This window comes from Hyunsoonleella pacifica (assembly GCF_004310335.1).
In the GTDB taxonomy this organism is placed as follows: Bacteria; Bacteroidota; Bacteroidia; order Flavobacteriales; family Flavobacteriaceae; genus Jejuia; species Jejuia pacifica.
The window spans coordinates 388693-402734 of record NZ_SIRS01000005.1 but is presented as its reverse complement, the minus strand read 5'-3'; the positions used below and the strand labels follow the sequence as shown (position 1 = coordinate 402734).

At 32.1% G+C, this 14042-nt stretch carries 14 protein-coding genes; 5 read left to right on the top strand and 9 right to left on the bottom strand.

Annotation, left to right across the window (positions count from 1 at the left end; translation table 11 throughout):
* Nucleotides 1-76 precede the first annotated feature (76 nt).
* Nucleotides 77-562 (top strand): DUF2867 domain-containing protein, encoded by a 486-nt coding sequence (locus EYD46_RS13750; protein ID WP_130937751.1) that lies wholly within the window; start codon nt 77-79, stop codon nt 560-562.
* Here the strand turns inward: EYD46_RS13750 and EYD46_RS13745 are convergent.
* Nucleotides 559-1308 carry a hypothetical protein gene (locus tag EYD46_RS13745; RefSeq protein ID WP_130937750.1) on the bottom strand — a complete coding sequence of 250 codons (750 nt, stop codon included), beginning with the start codon at nt 1306-1308 and terminating at the stop codon, nt 559-561. The two genes, EYD46_RS13750 and EYD46_RS13745, sit on opposite strands and share 4 nt — an antisense overlap.
* Before the next feature lie 110 nt (nt 1309-1418).
* Here EYD46_RS13745 and EYD46_RS13740 point away from each other — a divergent pair, with 110 nt between their 5' ends.
* Nucleotides 1419-2060, top strand: coding sequence for a thymidine kinase (locus EYD46_RS13740; protein WP_130937749.1), 642 nt, complete (start codon nt 1419-1421; stop codon nt 2058-2060).
* Nucleotides 2060-3172 carry an alanine racemase gene (gene alr, locus EYD46_RS13735; protein ID WP_130937748.1) on the top strand — a complete coding sequence of 371 codons (1113 nt, stop codon included), beginning with the start codon at nt 2060-2062 and terminating at the stop codon, nt 3170-3172. The genes EYD46_RS13740 and alr overlap by 1 nt, the downstream gene beginning before the upstream one ends.
* Nucleotides 3173-3190: 18 nt before the next feature.
* Here alr and EYD46_RS13730 read toward each other — a convergent pair whose 3' ends face one another.
* The gene (locus EYD46_RS13730) at nt 3191-4063 is read right to left on the bottom strand and encodes an AraC family transcriptional regulator (RefSeq protein WP_130937747.1); all 873 of its coding nucleotides are present in this window, start codon (nt 4061-4063) and stop codon (nt 3191-3193) included.
* A gap of 597 nt (nt 4064-4660) precedes the next feature.
* On the opposite strand from EYD46_RS13730, the gene EYD46_RS18170 reads away from it, so the two are divergent.
* On the top strand, nt 4661-5269 hold the full coding sequence (locus tag EYD46_RS18170; RefSeq protein WP_229731305.1) for a hypothetical protein: 609 nt from the start codon (nt 4661-4663) through the stop codon (nt 5267-5269).
* 87 nt (nt 5270-5356) lie between these two features.
* Here EYD46_RS18170 and EYD46_RS13720 read toward each other — a convergent pair whose 3' ends face one another.
* Complete coding sequence (locus EYD46_RS13720) at nt 5357-6430, bottom strand: PA0069 family radical SAM protein (protein WP_130937746.1); 1074 nt, start codon at nt 6428-6430, stop codon at nt 5357-5359.
* A gap of 233 nt (nt 6431-6663) precedes the next feature.
* Here EYD46_RS13720 and EYD46_RS13715 point away from each other — a divergent pair, with 233 nt between their 5' ends.
* Nucleotides 6664-6987 carry a YtxH domain-containing protein gene (locus tag EYD46_RS13715; RefSeq protein WP_130937745.1) on the top strand — a complete coding sequence of 108 codons (324 nt, stop codon included), beginning with the start codon at nt 6664-6666 and terminating at the stop codon, nt 6985-6987.
* Between the two features lie 19 nt (nt 6988-7006).
* Here EYD46_RS13715 and EYD46_RS13710 read toward each other — a convergent pair whose 3' ends face one another.
* The 6 genes from EYD46_RS13710 to aspS form a co-directional block, all read right to left on the bottom strand.
* A complete protein-coding gene (locus EYD46_RS13710) occupies nt 7007-7789 on the bottom strand; it encodes an enoyl-CoA hydratase/isomerase family protein (protein ID WP_130937744.1) in 783 nt (260 codons plus the stop codon).
* A 14-nt stretch (nt 7790-7803) separates the two neighbouring features.
* Complete coding sequence (locus tag EYD46_RS13705) at nt 7804-9264, bottom strand: sensor histidine kinase (RefSeq protein WP_130937743.1); 1461 nt, start codon at nt 9262-9264, stop codon at nt 7804-7806.
* Between the two features lie 197 nt (nt 9265-9461).
* Complete coding sequence (locus tag EYD46_RS13700) at nt 9462-9698, bottom strand: hypothetical protein (RefSeq protein WP_130937742.1); 237 nt, start codon at nt 9696-9698, stop codon at nt 9462-9464.
* A gap of 5 nt (nt 9699-9703) precedes the next feature.
* Nucleotides 9704-11485 (bottom strand): chloride channel protein, encoded by a 1782-nt coding sequence (locus EYD46_RS13695; protein ID WP_130937741.1) that lies wholly within the window; start codon nt 11483-11485, stop codon nt 9704-9706.
* 8 nt (nt 11486-11493) lie between these two features.
* The gene (locus EYD46_RS13690) at nt 11494-12204 is read right to left on the bottom strand and encodes a DUF6503 family protein (RefSeq protein ID WP_130937740.1); all 711 of its coding nucleotides are present in this window, start codon (nt 12202-12204) and stop codon (nt 11494-11496) included.
* Between the two features lie 43 nt (nt 12205-12247).
* Nucleotides 12248-14002: an aspartate--tRNA ligase gene (gene aspS, locus EYD46_RS13685; RefSeq protein WP_130937739.1), complete on the bottom strand. Its 1755-nt coding sequence runs from the start codon at nt 14000-14002 to the stop codon at nt 12248-12250.
* Nucleotides 14003-14042: the final 40 nt, after the last annotated feature.

The window sequence follows — 14042 nt, the reverse complement described above, 5'->3', positions numbered from 1 at the left end:
TTAAATTTAGTAACATTGACCTAATCATTAAAAAATTAGTATATTTGACCTAATTTTAGATTTAAATATAAAATCAATGGTTGTAAAAACAGAAAAATGTCCTGATACACTTGGCATTAAACAAGCACTTTCTAAAATAGATTTTACTGATACGTTTTCAATTACAAATCATAAAGATTCACTAGAAACTATAGCGCATTTAATTTTTGGAACCATGCCTAAATGGGTTGCCTTCCTGATGCGTTTACGTAATGCAATAGTTAAAGTATTTGGCTTAAAAACAGATATGGATAAAGACTTTACGCCGCAATATAAACCTGGGGAAAATATTGGATTTATTAAAGTATTTAGTGTTGAAGATAATGAGATATTACTCGGTGCTGATGATAAACACTTAGATTTTAGAGTAAGTGTTTTTAATTCGAAAGAGCAACAACATAATATCAAGGTTACTACTTTAGTAAAATACAATAATTTATTTGGAAAGATTTATATGGCTTTAATTAGACCATTTCATGTAGTTATAGTAAAGCGTATGGTTAAGCAAGCCTATAAGATTTAGTTAAACTTAGCTTCAATAATTTCTTTAAAACGTTCTTCAAATTCTTCTTTTCCAAGCCAGTTATTATAATCAGGCTTTATAATAGTTTCTATAAAACGATTGGCATCTTCAAGAGATTGTGTGGTGTTTAATTGAGAAATTACACGATCATAATCTGTTGTGTTACCATCAAATAAATGTTTAATAAAAGCAATTTTATCATTTAACCCAATATTTAACCCTCCGCTTTTAACTCGGTCATTTAAAGATACTTTTTTATGTCCATTTGTTTTTTGAACTTTAGAAATAGGTTCAAACACAGGCAAATCTTTAAAATCAGCAGTCAAGTCTTCCAACTCACTTTTATGATGCTCTTTTTTAGGTACAACTGATGCTACAAATTCATCAACTTCCTTCTGAGGAAGTTCTTCGGGCATGAATTCTACCATATCCTTTATTTTGTTCATCACAGGCTCAGAAATATCATCATCTACTACATCATCAAGATTAATATAGATTTTATCCTCAACTTCAATATTATCACTTATTTTATTATTAAAAGCAGTATCCAACATATTAAAAAATGAAGAATTATTACCAATAGTTGGGATGTCATCCTCAAAATTTTCATGTGCAAATTTTAAAACCGAAAGCTTTTCATAAAGTATACGCGCTTCTTCATGCATCTTTAACACATCTTCTTTTCCTTTTAATTTAAGAATTCTATGTGCTACACTTATTAACTCAGATTCCAGCTTCTTCTTCATCTTAATATAATTTTAAAAAATTAATGCGATTTAGACTTTCGATTTTAATAAATTTACGCCACCTTTATACAAAACGTGCGATAGCTTAGTTTTAGTGTTAAAATTACAAAATGTTTCTCGAAAATACAGTAAATCATAAAGAACAATTTGGATGGATTGAAGTTATCTGTGGTTCCATGTTCTCTGGAAAAACAGAAGAGCTTATCCGCCGTTTAAAACGTGCACAGTTTGCAAGACAGAAGGTTGAAATTTTTAAGCCAGCAATTGATATACGTTACGATGAAGATATGGTAGTATCTCACGACGAGAATCAAATTCGCTCTACACCAGTACCTGCAGCAGCTAACATCCCTATTTTAGCAGATAATTGTGATGTAGTAGGCATTGATGAAGCCCAATTTTTTGATGACGAAATAGTACGTGTATGTAATGATTTGGCTAATAAAGGTATTCGGGTAATTGTAGCTGGTTTAGATATGGATTTTAAGGGAAATCCGTTTGGACCAATGCCCTATTTGATGGCAACTGCTGAATATGTTACCAAAGTACATGCAGTGTGTACTCGTACAGGTAATTTAGCGCAATATAGCTACAGAAAATCTAAAAACGATGATATTGTAATGTTAGGAGAAGTAGATGAGTATGAGCCGTTAAGTAGAGCTGCATATTATAAGGCTACAATAAGCGAAAAAATTAAGACTATGAAGGTTAAAGATATAGAAGATGTTTCTCCTAAACAAAAGAAATCCTGATGCCTAAAGTGCAAGAAACTATTCTTGAAATAGATTTAAGAGCTCTTAAACATAACTTTGAGTATTTAAAATCTAAATTAAAAAGCAATACAAAATTCTTAGCAGTAGTTAAAGCATTTGCTTATGGCAATGATGCTGATGAAATTGCAATTTATTTAGAAGATCTTGATATTGATTATTTTGCAGTAGCCTATGCCAATGAAGGAGTGGCTTTGAGGCAAGCAGGTGTTACAAAACCTATATTAGTTTTACATACACTTAGAGTTAATTTTGATATTATACTTGAAAACTGCTTAGAACCCAACCTATACAACGCTAAAATTTTACATGAATTTATTGCTTTCGCTGAAGCGGAGAAGCAACATGAATACCCAATTCATATAAAGTTTAATACAGGTTTAAACCGTCTAGGGTTTTGGGAAAATGATGTGGATTACATCGTTTCAAAACTTAAACAAACAAAGACAGTTAGGGTAAAATCTTTATTTTCTCATTTAGCTGCTAGTGAAGATTTGAATGAAAAAACGTTTACTCTCAGTCAGATTAATAATTTTAAAGCTATAGCTGAAAGCCTTTCTAAAGCTATTGGATATAAACCTATATTACATATATGTAACACATCTGGTGTTTTAAATTATCCTGTGGCTCATTTAGATATGATACGTTGCGGTATAGGACTATATGGCTATGGAAATTCTGCGAAAGAAAGTGCCCATCTTAAACCTATTGCTAGTTTAAAAACAGTGATTTCTCAGATACATCAAATTGAAAAGGGAGAATCTGTTGGATATAATCGTGCATATAAGAGTGATGAGCCATTTACTAAAACCGCTACATTACCTTTAGGTCATGCTGATGGTATTGGTAGGATTTATGGAAATGGTAAAGGATTTGTTACCATAAATGGGAAAAAAGCACCTATTATAGGTATTGTTTGCATGGATATGATTATGGTAAATATTACAGGTATTGATTGTAAGGAAGGTAATGAGGTTATTGTTTTTGATGGGAAAACTACTTCTGCTGAGACTCTAGCAGAAGGAGCAGGTACTATTTCTTATGAATTAATCACTGGGATATCACAACGTGTAAAACGCGTAATTATCAAATAATATAAATAATTAAAGACATCATTGAATAATATGTCTTATTTCTTTTCGGTATTGAGATGCACTTTTGCCTGTAATATCGTTAAATTGTTTGTTAAAATGTGAGAAGTTATTAAATCCACACTCGTAACAAATATCTGCTATACTCATTTGGCTTTCATTAAGTAATTTAGTGGCATGTACAATTCGGTACTCGTTAACCATTTGGGTAAAGGTCTTTCCTGTGGTTTTTTTAAAATAACGACAAAATGCAGGTACCGTCATACTTACCTTATCAGCAATTTCCTCTAGTGCAATATGATCTTGAAAGTTTTTATTAATATATTTATATATAGTTTTAATCTTATCACTGTCCTGGGGATTGGCTTCAAAAGCTATTCCATCGGCATTCAAAAGAGAATAATCTTCAGTTTTAGCTAAGTAGTCTAATATTTCTAAAAAGATAATAATACGTTTTAATCCTTGAAGCTCAGCAAGTGTATCTATTTTTGGACCTACAATCTTTTTAGTTTCTATACCAAAACGAATTCCTTTTTCTGCGCGAGTAAATAAGGCAGAGACATTAGCCATTTCTGGAACATTAACAAAGTAATCTCCTAAACAGTTAGATTTAAACTGCACTGTTGTTTCAGAACCATTAGCAGTTAATCTGTCAGCAAAACCATTATGAGGCAGGTTTGCACCTATTAATATAAGTTGACTGTTATTGAAATAAGATAAATGGTTCCCTATATGTGTTTTTCCTTGTCCCTTGTTCACATATACTAACTCCAGTTCAGGATGAAAATGCCAGAAAGCATTATTCTTATCAACACGTTCTAAGTGCTGTTTTACTAGAATGGAACTCCCAAAACTGGGGGTTACTTTTTCTAAAGTAGGCTTTTTGTTAATCATTGTGGCAATTTTAATGCAAATTTACCATTTATTATGCATTCATTATATATTTTATTACCTCAAACATGTGTTATTTTAACTTAACATTTAATTAACATTTATTTAAAGGTTAAAATAGCATATAAATAAGCCAAAATTGTTGTTTTTTTAGATTTACTTCTAAGGTATCTTTGTAGTGTAAATGTTATATATCATTTTGAGTAATTATAACATATTAAAAAGTAAATACATAAAATACTGCACTATAAGTAAATAGTGTATTAATAAAATACATTAATAATTAATTTTAATGTCTTATTTAGTTTAGTTGGTTAAAGTGGGCTGTGGTGGCCCACTTTTTTTTGTTCTTAACTTAAAAGTAACTTTCAAGATTATTTCATTTTTTTCAAAAAAATATTTGGGTTAAAAAAATATATATCTATACTACATTACCCCATAAAATATATGTAATTAACCCAACACTATTGCATATTAACTCTTTTGTAAGATAACATAAATTTAATGGATAATTTTGCATATAAATTGGTCAATATCAATGTTTTACACTAGTTGCTTTTGATGTAATTTTGGAGTGTAAAACGTTAATAAATCCAAATCATGAAAAACGTAATTAACAATTCAAAAAAAGTATTTTTAATGGTAGCTCTATTAGCTACGGTTATGGGATACGCTAACGACAAATCATTTTACATTTCTAAAAGTGACGATGACAAAACAACACTTACTTTTAGAAAGGTAAAAAAGGGAAATCTTTTTACAATAAAGAATCAGAAAGGTCTAATACTATATAAGGAAGCAATACAACAAAGTGGAATCTATAAAAAGGGATTCGATCTAACATCTCTTCCTGATGGTAGTTACTTTTTTGAACTTGACAAGGATATGGAAGTTACCACTATACCTTTTATAGTAAAAGCAAATGATGTAACTTTTGATAAATCGAATTCGGAAACTGTTTTTAAACCTTTAACAGTGGTAAAAGATGGATATTTATATGTGTCTCAGTTATCTCTTGAGAAAAAACCTTTAGAAATAAAGATTTATCAAGAAGGATCTGTTTATTACTCACCTTATGAGTTAATACACTCAGAAACAGTTGCTGATACTAAGAAAATTCAAAAAGTATATAAATTGTTCAATTACAAAGAAGGTCAATATAAAATTGTTTACAAGACTGAAGGTAAAACATTTGTGAAATTTTTCTAAGTAATGCACTAACTCAATTAATTACTTTAAGAGCGGGCTTTTTAGCCCGCTTTTTTTTTACTATGTTGATTTAGATATTGGTATAGTTTAAAAAAGTTTTAACTGCTCCTCTTTATATTGATCATGCAAATGGCAATTTAGTTTCGGCATCTTTTTGTTTTTAAAAAACTGTTGTCTTGCTAATTTTACTAAATTATTAATTTGCTCAGCTATTTTTCCTTCTCCACGCATTCTTGTTCCGTAACGGGAGTCATTTAATGAGCCACCATGACAATTTTCAATTTGATGTAACACTTTTTCAGCGCTATCGGGCATTGTTTTTTTTATCCAATCTGTAAAAATTTCTCCAATAGCACCGTTTAGCCTTACAATGGTATGTCCAATAGAAACTGCACCAAAATCTGAAGCTGCTTTTGCTATTTTAAGAATTTCATGGCTATTAATACTGGGAATAATCGGTGCTATCATAACATTTACTGGAATACCATTATTACTTAATTCTTTTACTGTATTTAATCTTTTTTTGCTTGTAGCGGTTCTTGGCTCTAAAATTCTTCTGGTATTTTCTATTAATGAAGTAATAGATATATTAACTCCAATCAAGTTGTATTTTGCTAAATCTGTAAGTAGATCTAAATCTTCCAAAATTCTAGAGTTTTTAGTAATAATAGCCACAGGGTGTCTGTATTTTAAAAATACTTCTAAACACTGCCTTGTAATTTTAAATTTTTGTTCTGCAGGTTGGTAACAGTCAGTGTTTCCAGATAATACTATAGGATGTGCCTTCCAACTTTTCTTTTTAAGTTGTTGTTCTAATAGTTTGGGAGCATCTTTTTTCACTAAAATTCGGCGTTCAAAATCCAATCCTGCACTATACCCCCAAAATTCATGTGTATTTCTAGCATAACAGTAAATACAACCGTGCTCACAACCTTGATAAGGATTCATAGAATACAGCATTCCAACGTCAGGACTTGATACTTTATTTATTATTGTTTTTGGAAAAACCTCTAAATATTTAGTTTTATTTTTGTCGGGATTTTCTCCTTGTTTTTGACAAAATTCAAGAAAATCATCACGCATTTCATGGCGTAATTCAAAGAAACGATTAGGGACGTTAAGCTGGGCACCACGTCCTTTTATGGCAGATTTTGGGTTCATTATAATAAGGTATATAGGTTGTTTTGCTCGTGAGAAGCTGTATAAAATTAAATATTATTTCTTTTTAAAACTGTTAAAATGAATATGGGTTATCAACAAACATGATATTTAATAAAATTCTATTATAAACTCTAAATGTTATAATGTAAATACTTGGCATTGAATTTGTTTGTAACAAATAGGTGGTTTTAGCCACTAATAAGTAAACAAGATTAATATTTAAAAAGAAAATTATGATTTATAAAGGTGTATTGGTATTGGGAGGTGTTTTAGTAGGTGCAGCTGTAGGTGTATTATTAGCTCCAGATAAAGGAAGCAATACTAGAGAAAATCTAAAAAAAGAGGGTAAAGACATAAAGGATAAAATAACAGAGGATTTTTCTGAAGTTAAAGGAGACTTGTCCAAAGCTGCTACCTCTGGTAAAGAAAAACTAAAAGAAGAGCTGAAGCATGTAGCTTCTAAAACAAGTTACCAGACAGAAAAAGCAATTACGTTTATTGAGAAACAATTGGCTATTCTCAAAGAAAAAAATAGGACACTACAGAAAACAAACTAGAAAGATTTTTTGGAAAGAATCAATTCCCTAAAAAGTTTGCCTTTCGCTTTTCTAGAAAGGCAGAGGTGCCTTCTTTAAAATCATTGGTTCCAAAACAATTTCCAAATTCGATAATTTCAGTTTGGTAGCCATTAAGTCCTTCTTTAAAATTAGCATTTACGGCTTTAATTGCAGCACTAATGGCTGTTGAAGAATTACGTGTAATTTTTGTTGCAATGGTATCGCACAAATCTAAAAGCTCATTTTGTGGCACTACATGGTTTACCAAACCATAGCCTAAAGCTTTATTTGCATCTATCATGCCTGCAGTCATTATCATTTCCATTGCTCGTCCTTTACCTACCAATTGGGTTAAACGTTGTGTGCCTCCATATCCAGGAATAACACCTAAAGAGACCTCAGGTAATCCCATTTTTGCATTGTCGCTTGCTACTCTAAAATGACAAGCCATTGCTAATTCCAAACCACCACCAAGTGCAAAGCCATTAATGGCTGCAATTACTGGGGTACTTAAATTTTCAACAAAATCGAAAAGGATTTTTTGTCCGTTTGCTGCTAAATGGGTACCTTCTTCTACATCAAAATCAGCAAACTCACTAATGTCTGCTCCAGCCACAAAGGCTTTTTCTCCACTTCCAGTAATGATTATTGCTTTGGTATTATTGTCATTATCGGCAGCTTTAAATGCTAGATGCAGTTCTTGTATGGTGTCTTGATTTAACGCATTTAACTTTTTAGGACGGTTGATGGTAATTGTTGTAATGCCGTTCTCCGAATATACTAGTAAATTGGTATAGCTCATTTTTATATTATTTATCAAGATTCTTTTGGAAATACTACCTTAAAAATGGTTCCTTTATTGGTTTCTGTAGTGAATGAGATTGTACCATCATAGTTTTCTACAATATTTTTTACCATAGCTAAACCAAGTCCCATTCCACTGGTTTTTGTGGTAAATTTTGGTTCGAATATTTTATGTCTGTTATCTTCAGAAATTCCAGATCCGTTGTCAGCAACAGAGATAATCACATTTTTATCATCCTGTCCTACATTTACTAAAACTTGAGGTTTTTTATCCTTTGGTATAGACTGAATTCCATTTTTAACCAAATTAGTTACCACTCTTATAAGTTGTGTTCTATCAAATTTGGCAATTATTTCATCATCATCAGATGTAAATACAATATAATCTTCATTAAAAATATCTAATGCCAGTTTTGTAATGTTTGCGACATTAAGTGTTTCTTTTTGTTGCGCTGGCATTTTTGCAAAATTTGAAAAAGCAGATGCGATAGAACTCATAGTATCTATTTGTTGAATTAGTGTTTTGCTATATTCTGCTACTTTTGTATTTATGCTTTCATCTTTGGGATCAAACTTTCTTTGAAAATTTTGTACTGTTAATCGCATAGGCGTTAACGGATTTTTAATTTCATGTGCTACTTGTTTTGCCATTTCTCTCCATGCTTGTTCGCGCTCACTGCGGGCTAACTGTACAGCACTTTCTTCAAGCTCGTCTATCATACTGTTATAAGAGTCTATTAAAGTTGAAATTTCTTGACTAGAATCTTGAATTACAATTTTTTCATTTCGTTTTTCAAGGCGTGTGGCTATAATTTTGTCACTAATTGTTTTAAGTGATTTTGTAATGTATTTAGATAATAAAAAGGCAATTGCAATTGCAATAACTAATACAAATAGATAAGCGATACCCAGCCTGCCTAGAAATTCGTTTAACTCTTTAGAAAGGAAATCGTCACGTTCTAAATATGGTAAGTTTAAAATGGCTAAGGGTTTAAACTTTTTATCGTAAATAAAGATGTATGATGACTGATATGTTAATCCGTTTTCAGTAATTTTATCTACATATCTATGGTCTGCTGTATTAGCAATTGCATTGAGTATCTTGGTTTCGATGCATTTATCTTCCTGATCTGGTTTTAAATCGGCTTTGGAAGTAATAAGCAAGTTACCTTCTAAATCATAAAGGTTTATTTGAAGTTTATGTATTTCTGCTATACTACTTATTTTATCTTTAAAAATGAGTGGAATATTTCTAGTTTTTACCTCCCAAGTGTTTTCTCTAGCGTTTAATACATTTTTTAAGTGCGCTTTTATGTTTTGTTCTTTACGTTCTAACCGTTGGATATGATAATCGGTGGTTTCTTCGTTGTATTGATAAATAGCTACTGCTGCAATAAGTACAGAGGCTATTAGTACCAACACTATCATTACTATAAAAATACGGGTACGTAAAGAAAGCTTTTTTAGTTTCATTTGCAGTTTTAATGCATTAAATATAACAATAATCACACCAAACCCTTATGTGTATTTTTTAAAATTGGATAGTTGGACGGGATAGAAGAGGAAGATGGTTAAGCTTAAAATGTAAGATAACAATAGAGGTGTTATTCTTTTTAAACGAACACTAATGTAAAGCACTATCTTTTTGGTGTTAATGTGCAGCAACACCCTTAGTGCTTTTTCTCCTTTTGACTCTCTCGCATTTTATCTAAGTTTTCTTTGGTTAGCATGTATTCTTTTACGTCTCTATCTTTCCACCGGTAATAAGAGAATATTGGAAACACTACTAGAAATAATAATGCGACACCAGAGCCAATAAGTTTTTGTGAGTTTTCAGATTCAATTGTAAATCCTGTTACAATTAATCCAGCAGAAACTAAGGTTAGTATTATGATGAGGTACTTCATTAAAATTATTGTGTAACGTTAATAAGTTGTCGTCTATAAGCTGTTAGCAATTTAGATTTGGAAATATAACCATAATATTTACCGTTTTTAATAACGGGTAAATTCCAAGCACCACTTGTTTTAAATTTTTCCATAATGGCATTCATGGTGTCTTTTTCGTAATTGATGATGCCAGCATCTGCATGCATTAAACTTTCTACATCTACTTTATCATATAAATCGACATTAAACATCATCTGCCTTATATCGTCTAGGCGAATTACACCTAAGAATTCTCCATTTTTATTTACTACTGGGAAGTGGTTTCTTGAAGATTTGGCTACTGCATTTTCTAGTACTTCGCGAAGCTTCATCTCTGGTTTTAAAATGATAAAGTTAGTCTCAATTACTTTATCAATTTGCAGCATCATTAGGACATTTTTGTCTTTATTATGTGTTATTAACTCGCCGCGTTCGGCTAATTTCAGAGTATATATAGAATGCGAAATGTAATATTTTGTAATGGAGAACGAAATGGCAGCTACCAGCATTAGTGGTACAAATAATTCATAGCCTCCAGTGATTTCAGCTATGAGGAAAATTGCTGTTAGTGGTGCGTGTAAAACACCTGCCATTAAACCCGTCATTCCTATTAAAGTGAAATTAGATTCTGAAACATGAAAATCTAACCCTAGATTATTGATTATTTTGGCAAAGGCATTACCTAAAGCACTTCCCATAACTAGAGTAGGAATAAATACCCCACCTACACCACCAGCACCAAAAGTGGTTGTCATTGCTATGGCCTTAAAAATTGCGATACCGATAAGTAAACCAATAACAATCCAAACATTTTCTAAATCTAGCGAAAAGGGAGTGTTACCTATAGCGGCTATATGGTCTCCTCTTAAAAGGTTGTTCATTACACCGTAGCCCTCACCATAAAGTGGTGGAATAACATAAAGCATCGTCCCGATGGCTAATCCTCCAATGAGAAGTCGTTTTGCGCGACTTTTAAATCTTTTAAAAAAGTTTGTGATACCGAAGAATACTTTTGAATAGTATACTGACATTAAACCTGTAACTACTCCTAAAACTGCATAAAAGCCAATATCGTTAATCTGGAATTTATCTGTTAGTTCAAAACGTAATAAGACATCGGTACCTAAGAAAAAATAAGAGGTAACTACTGCTGAAACAGATGCTAAAAGTAAAGGAACCAATGATGCAAATGCTATGTCTAGACTAAAAATTTCTATAGCAAAAATTATTGCTGCAATTGGTGCTTTAAACATGGATGCCATAGCTCCTGCTGCTGCACATGATACGAGTAGTAATCGTGTTTTAGTATTCATGTGAAACAACCGTGCAGCGTTAGACCCTAGGGCAGAACCAACACTTACTGCTGGACCTTGCAACCCCACAGAACCACCAAAACCAACGGTTAAAGGAGCGGTTATTAGTGCTGCATAAATATTGTATCTAGGAATTATACCATTTAACTTAGAAATGGCATGTAGGGTAGTAGAAATACCATGCCCTATATGTTTTTTTAACCATGTTTGTTTTATGATATACACTAAAAGTAAACCTACAATAGGCAAAATAAAATAAAGTGAGCTTTGGTAGTCTTGAAATACATTAGATATAAAAAATGTACGGATGCCGTGTGTTAAGTTTTTTAGTGTTACGGTCCCTAAACCTGCAAGAAATCCTACTAGGATACTTAGTACATAAATAAACTGACGTTCAGAAATGTGCTTGTATTTCCAAATTAAAAATTTACGAAGTATACTTCTAAAACCCATATCTTTTGCTAAGGATTTAAAATATCAGTTCCTAAGAGCGTGTGGTCTTTATTTAAGTACCAAGCTCTATATTTTGGTATTTTTATACCGTTAATTATTTCTTCTTCACTTAGAAGAATATATTCTCCATCATTTTCTAATTCAGCGTGGAAAAACTGATATATTTCCATGGCATACGTTTTTGGATCAAAATAAAAGTACCAAGTATCTTTTCCAACTTGTTTTTCATAAGTGGCTTTTAAAACTAAATAGTTTTTTCCTTTAAATTTTTTAGCTTCAACTACTTCATGAATTATAGTTCCAGGATCTTTTAATTTAATGGGTAAGCCGTACAAATAGGTGTAATAGTTTTGATATAGTTTTGCACGTTCTTTACTTAAACTTTGTGTTTTTAATATAGTTTCTGAAGGGTTTTTATCTCCCATAAAAACTATAGTAATACTATGTTTATCAATGATGTATTCTGAAATGGTATCGTTTACTTTTGATTTTACTGAAAAGAATTCATTTGGTAAATCTATGACAATTTTACTATCTCGATTTGGCTTTCCAGGGATTTCCATAGTAATATGGAAGTTGCCTTTAAAGGTAGGCCAATTATTATTTGGGTCGTGATAGGCAATGGCCTTTTCTAATAATTGCTCGCCAGTTAAGTTTTGAGAAAACCCTAAACAGGAAAACAAAATAAAAATAAAAGAGAAAAAGCGTTTTATTTGCATGACTAAAATTAACAAAAAATCCCGCAATTGCGGGATTTTATAGTTATGATTTTAAGTTTAGTTTTAAACTTAATTCTTCTAATTGTTCATCGTCTATTGGTGCAGGTGCATCTATCATGACATCACGTCCTGAGTTGTTTTTTGGGAATGCTATAAAATCGCGAATAGTTTCTTGTCCGCCTAAAATAGCAACTAGTCTATCTAAACCAAATGCTAAACCACCATGTGGTGGTGCGCCGTATTGAAAGGCATCCATTAGAAATCCAAATTGTGCTTTTGCTTCTTCTGGAGTAAACCCTAGATAATCAAACATCAAAGCTTGTGTTTCCTTATCATGAATTCTTATAGAACCACCACCAATTTCGTTACCATTCAACACCAAATCATAGGCGTTAGCTTTAACGGCGCCAGGTTCAGTTTTTAGTAATTCTATTTGTCCTGGCTTTGGTGCTGTAAATGGATGATGCATTGCATGGTAGCGTTCTGTTTCTTCGTCCCATTCCAATAATGGGAAATCCATAACCCAAAGTGGTGCAAATTCGTCAGGTTTTCGTAAGCCTAAACGTTCTGCTAATTCCATACGTAATGCACTTAATTGCGCACGTACTTTATTGGTGTTTCCTGATAATACACAGATTAAATCTCCGGCTTTTGCTCCGGTTACCTCTGCCCATTTGGCTAAATCTTCTTGATCGTAAAATTTATCTACTGATGATTTAAATGAGCCATCATCATTACAACGGCAATATACCATCCCTAATGCACCTACTTGAGGACGCTTTACCCAATCAATTAATTTATCGATTTCTTTTCTAGTGTATGTATTTCCTCCAGGAACTGCAATTCCAACTACTAATTCAGCAGAATTAAATACATTGAAATCTTTATGTTGCGCTACTGTATTAAGTTCGCCAAACTCCATGCCAAAGCGAATATCAGGTTTGTCGTTGCCGTATAAACGCATGGCATCATCGTAAAGTATTCTTGGGAATTTTTCAACATCTATACCATTGATTTCTTTTAGTAAGTGACGTGTTAAGCCTTCAAAAGCATTTAAAATATCTTCTTGCTCAATAAACGCCATTTCACAATCTATTTGTGTAAACTCAGGTTGTCTATCGGCACGTAAATCTTCATCTCTAAAGCATTTTACAATTTGAAAATATTTATCCATACCACCTACCATCAACAATTGTTTAAAGGTTTGTGGTGATTGCGGTAAGGCATAAAATTGACCTTCATTCATTCGTGAAGGCACTACGAAATCTCGCGCCCCTTCTGGGGTTGATTTTATTAAATAAGGTGTTTCAACCTCAATGAACCCTTCATTTGATAAATAATTGCGAACTTCTTGAGTTACTTTATGTCTAAAGATTAAGCTGTCTTTTACTGGATTTCTACGAATATCTAAATAGCGATATTTCATTCTTAAATCCTCACCGCCATCAGTTTTATCTTCTATAGTAAATGGTGGTAACTCGGCTTCATTTAAAATGTGTAGTTCAGAAACCAATAATTCAATATCTCCAGTTGGTATGTTAGGGTTTTTAGAAGCACGTTCTACCACGGTTCCTTTAGTTTGAATTACAAATTCACGACCTAAATTCTGCGCTTGCTCTATTAATTCTTTGTTTGTGCGTTCTTCATCAAAAACTAACTGCGTGATACCGTAACGGTCTCGTAAATCTATCCAAACAATAAAACCTTTATCTCTTGATTTTTGAACCCAACCAGCTAGGGTAACTTCTGTATTTATGTGTGCTGCTCTTAATTCGCCGCAGTTATGACTTCTGTACATTATCTTGTATAATTGAGGTGCAAATTTACATAAGTTCTAT

What these genes read in the sequence shown, in the direction of transcription:
- EYD46_RS13750 (WP_130937751.1), top strand. Translation starts at nt 77, where the DNA reads ATGGTTGTAAAAACAGAAAAATGTCCTGATACACTTGGCATTAAACAA.
- EYD46_RS13745 (WP_130937750.1), bottom strand. Translation starts at nt 1,308, where the DNA reads ATGAAGAAGAAGCTGGAATCTGAGTTAATAAGTGTAGCACATAGAATT.
- EYD46_RS13740 (WP_130937749.1), top strand. Translation starts at nt 1,419, where the DNA reads ATGTTTCTCGAAAATACAGTAAATCATAAAGAACAATTTGGATGGATT.
- alr (WP_130937748.1), top strand. Translation starts at nt 2,060, where the DNA reads ATGCCTAAAGTGCAAGAAACTATTCTTGAAATAGATTTAAGAGCTCTT.
- EYD46_RS13730 (WP_130937747.1), bottom strand. Translation starts at nt 4,063, where the DNA reads ATGATTAACAAAAAGCCTACTTTAGAAAAAGTAACCCCCAGTTTTGGG.
- EYD46_RS18170 (WP_229731305.1), top strand. Translation starts at nt 4,661, where the DNA reads ATGAAAAACGTAATTAACAATTCAAAAAAAGTATTTTTAATGGTAGCT.
- EYD46_RS13720 (WP_130937746.1), bottom strand. Translation starts at nt 6,430, where the DNA reads ATGAACCCAAAATCTGCCATAAAAGGACGTGGTGCCCAGCTTAACGTC.
- EYD46_RS13715 (WP_130937745.1), top strand. Translation starts at nt 6,664, where the DNA reads ATGATTTATAAAGGTGTATTGGTATTGGGAGGTGTTTTAGTAGGTGCA.
- EYD46_RS13710 (WP_130937744.1), bottom strand. Translation starts at nt 7,789, where the DNA reads ATGAGCTATACCAATTTACTAGTATATTCGGAGAACGGCATTACAACA.
- EYD46_RS13705 (WP_130937743.1), bottom strand. Translation starts at nt 9,264, where the DNA reads ATGAAACTAAAAAAGCTTTCTTTACGTACCCGTATTTTTATAGTAATG.
- EYD46_RS13700 (WP_130937742.1), bottom strand. Translation starts at nt 9,698, where the DNA reads ATGAAGTACCTCATCATAATACTAACCTTAGTTTCTGCTGGATTAATT.
- EYD46_RS13695 (WP_130937741.1), bottom strand. Translation starts at nt 11,485, where the DNA reads ATGGGTTTTAGAAGTATACTTCGTAAATTTTTAATTTGGAAATACAAG.
- EYD46_RS13690 (WP_130937740.1), bottom strand. Translation starts at nt 12,204, where the DNA reads ATGCAAATAAAACGCTTTTTCTCTTTTATTTTTATTTTGTTTTCCTGT.
- aspS (WP_130937739.1), bottom strand. Translation starts at nt 14,002, where the DNA reads ATGTACAGAAGTCATAACTGCGGCGAATTAAGAGCAGCACACATAAAT.